The organism is Pseudomonas sp. P5_B2, from assembly GCF_056400445.1.
The window spans coordinates 1-2,804 of sequence record NZ_JBFULH010000539.1; the positions used below are offsets into that span (position 1 = coordinate 1).

Annotated in this window: 1 protein-coding gene and 1 pseudogene; both read right to left on the reverse strand. The window is 56.2% G+C overall.

All coding sequences use genetic code 11. The annotated features are described in order from the left end of the window. Positions 1-295 (reverse strand): annotated as a pseudogene (locus AC1DRJ_RS23605) (group II intron reverse transcriptase/maturase); the annotation flags it as partial. Between the two features lie 588 nt (positions 296-883). Continuing rightward, positions 884-2,497, reverse strand: coding sequence for a Fic family protein (locus tag AC1DRJ_RS23610; protein WP_477804277.1), 1,614 nt, complete (start codon positions 2,495-2,497; stop codon positions 884-886). Between the last annotated feature and the right edge of the window lie 307 nt (positions 2,498-2,804).

Sequence of the window (2,804 nt, forward strand, 5' to 3'; positions counted from 1 at the left end):
CCGGCTCGAAAATCGGTTGCAGTACTTGATGGAGCGCCTGCTGGATGAGTCGATCCACCACCGTGGGCACGCCGAGCGTTCTAACCCCGCCATTGGGCTTGGGGATGTCCACTCGGCGCACTGCCCGAGGCAGGTACCGGTCTTCCAATAGTGCCATCTTCACACTTGACCAGTGCACCAACAGCCAGTCTTTCAGTTCCTCGACCGTCAGGCGATCAACGCCCGCTGCACCTCGGTTCTTCAGAACTCGCTTGTACGCTCGTCGCATGTTACTGGGTTCGACCACCTGCTCCATCAGCCGGTAGTCCTCCGATTTCGTTCGCCCAGCTGTCGCCGCAACCCCCTCAGCACTCTGCGGGCTTCCTTCCGGATTCCGTCCGGCTCTGGCAGGCAGGCCTCCCACACTGGGAGCTTCTGCGTCATCGTGGATTGTCGAGATCAGTCGTCCTACTCTCGGTATTAATCGTTCAGGCCTTCAGTCTCGCGACCTACTATGCCCTCTGCTGACTTCTGCACGGTCATCCCCGCACCTCGCGGTGCCGGTAGCCCTGACGGRCAACCGTGCAGATCTCCCCGGGTATTGCGCACCCACTTTCCCGCTTATGCCTGTCGGATCTACGTCATGGCGTTCTGTGCAAGTATCGGGCTTTGCAGATCATGGACCGCTTACCCCGCCATGCCGCCTCATATCCGCTTCCTGTTCGTCAGGCCAGCGTTTTGCCTCGGGCTTCCTTCAGACTCGCAGTCACCCGCGAAACCTTTGCCTCTAGCTAGCACTTCCCCTTGCCGGGTGTGCAGGGGACTTTCACCCCTAAGTAAGTGCGCCCTGCCGGGCGCACCATGAAAAAGCCCCGAATCAATCGGGGTTTTCTGCATAAGTCCATCATCTGCCTACAGGCTGATTCGGGTGGTATCGATCACTCACGCTACTGTCTATCGGCTCTTCCCTCCGCATCGACTGAGTCACAGCTTCGGTAATGGCGTCCCAAATGTCCGGCCTCGTCAGCACAGGCATTTCCTTTGCCAGTACGTTGCTCAGCTTCCCTTCGTTCTGCTCCATCGATCGCAAGAGTCGATCAGCCTGTTGATCCGGCATTTCAACGATCTCCTTGATCGCCTGTCTAGCCCTTATGTGGCTGCGTAAATACCGCGACTCTTCACGCATCTGCTCGGTGATCGTGCGGCGAATGACGTTTGAGATGAACACTACGTGTGGCCCCAGGTTTGGATACCGCCACACCGGACGGGCCTGATCCTGCCCCGTGAATTCAATGTTCGAGACTACGCCGTCAGGGTATTGCGTACGAGTACTGGCGAACGCTACCTGGTCTCGTATGCCCCGCATGAGCGGTTTTGAAACCTGGTCCAGCACGCTGTCATATAGGCGTCGCTCAGCCGAGTCGTCGGTGATAACAGCTGAAATCGGAAGAATCACCGGATCTGGAATGGCCCCAYCACGACGCAAAATATCGTTGATCAGGAAGCGATGGACCCGGCCGTTGCCGTCAGCCAGCGGATGGATATAGACGAAAGCAAACGCGACCACAGCGCTGCGCATGACCGGGGATTGCCCTTGGGTGCGATTCAGAAAGACGCGAATACCTTCTAACATCTGCTCCAAATCACTCTCCGGGGGAGCGACATAATGGACAATCTCCTGATAGCGAACCGTCTCGCCAACAAACACCGGAGATTGCCGAATTCCCAGGCGTGTCAGTGTGGTCACTGCTCCAAGGATTTCTTCTTGCATCTCAGCCAGTGCAGCATCGGTGAGCGGCAGTTCGCCCTGACCGGTTCGTCGCGCCAACACATCTGCGAAACGCTGGATACGCGTAGAACGATCCGCCTCCCCTTCAATGGCGAAGCTGGCTTTGCTTTCCCGCAGTGTCATCCATGCGGCGGCGCGCAGCAGAAGGGCTTCGCCAAATTCTGCGGTCAGTTGACCAAAGAGGTGAGGCACATCGAGGTCCGCTGCTGATTTGACTGCTGCGGTCTTGACGACGATTGGGCAGAAGTAACTCGTGCCTGGCAGGTTGTCATTCACTCGCCAACGCGGCACTTTCACTGACTCTTCGGGTGACGCCGCCACCATCAGATCGGCGTTGATGGCGTCGACATACTTACCGCCAATAGGTTCGGGCGCTTGTAGTAGCTCGCCTGTGAGCCACTCAAACAGGAACGCTGCCCTGCGTGCATATTGGCCGGTGGGCTCAACATTTAACCAGTCTTGTACCGGTGCAGGACCCACCTTGGTAAACAGCCGGGTCAAGAACTCAAGGTTCGGGACTTCATGCCGCAGGTGAAATTGCAAATGGGATGAGAGGTCCGGATCGGGCCGCATATTTTCCGTATAGGTCTCAAGACGAAACCCGTCTTCGACCTGAGTTGACCGTCGGCTACCGACCTGACTTAACACGGATAGCCGTGCCATCGGCAGCACGCCGAATGTCGTCGCTAGCCAGGCAGCACCGATGGGGTCTACGGGAAACTCGCTCACGTCACACTCCTTTGAAAAGCTCGGCCAAATCAAAAATGCCTACAAATGGAGAGTAACGATCAAAATCAGGTTTTGCTGCATAAAAACGATTATTTTTTGATCTGTTTGCATAAAAACGAACATTCCCGGCGCATCAGATTGAGCCCCGTCCTGAGATATCACGCTTTCAAACTTACCCTAAACGCATAAAAACGAGTTTCCGTGCTCAAAAACGATCATAAATCCGGCTTTTTGCATAAAAACGTTTCGAGGCCGGCCAGCCTTACTATGTCCCAGCAGGACGAAACCCGCACCGCCACCCCCGTTC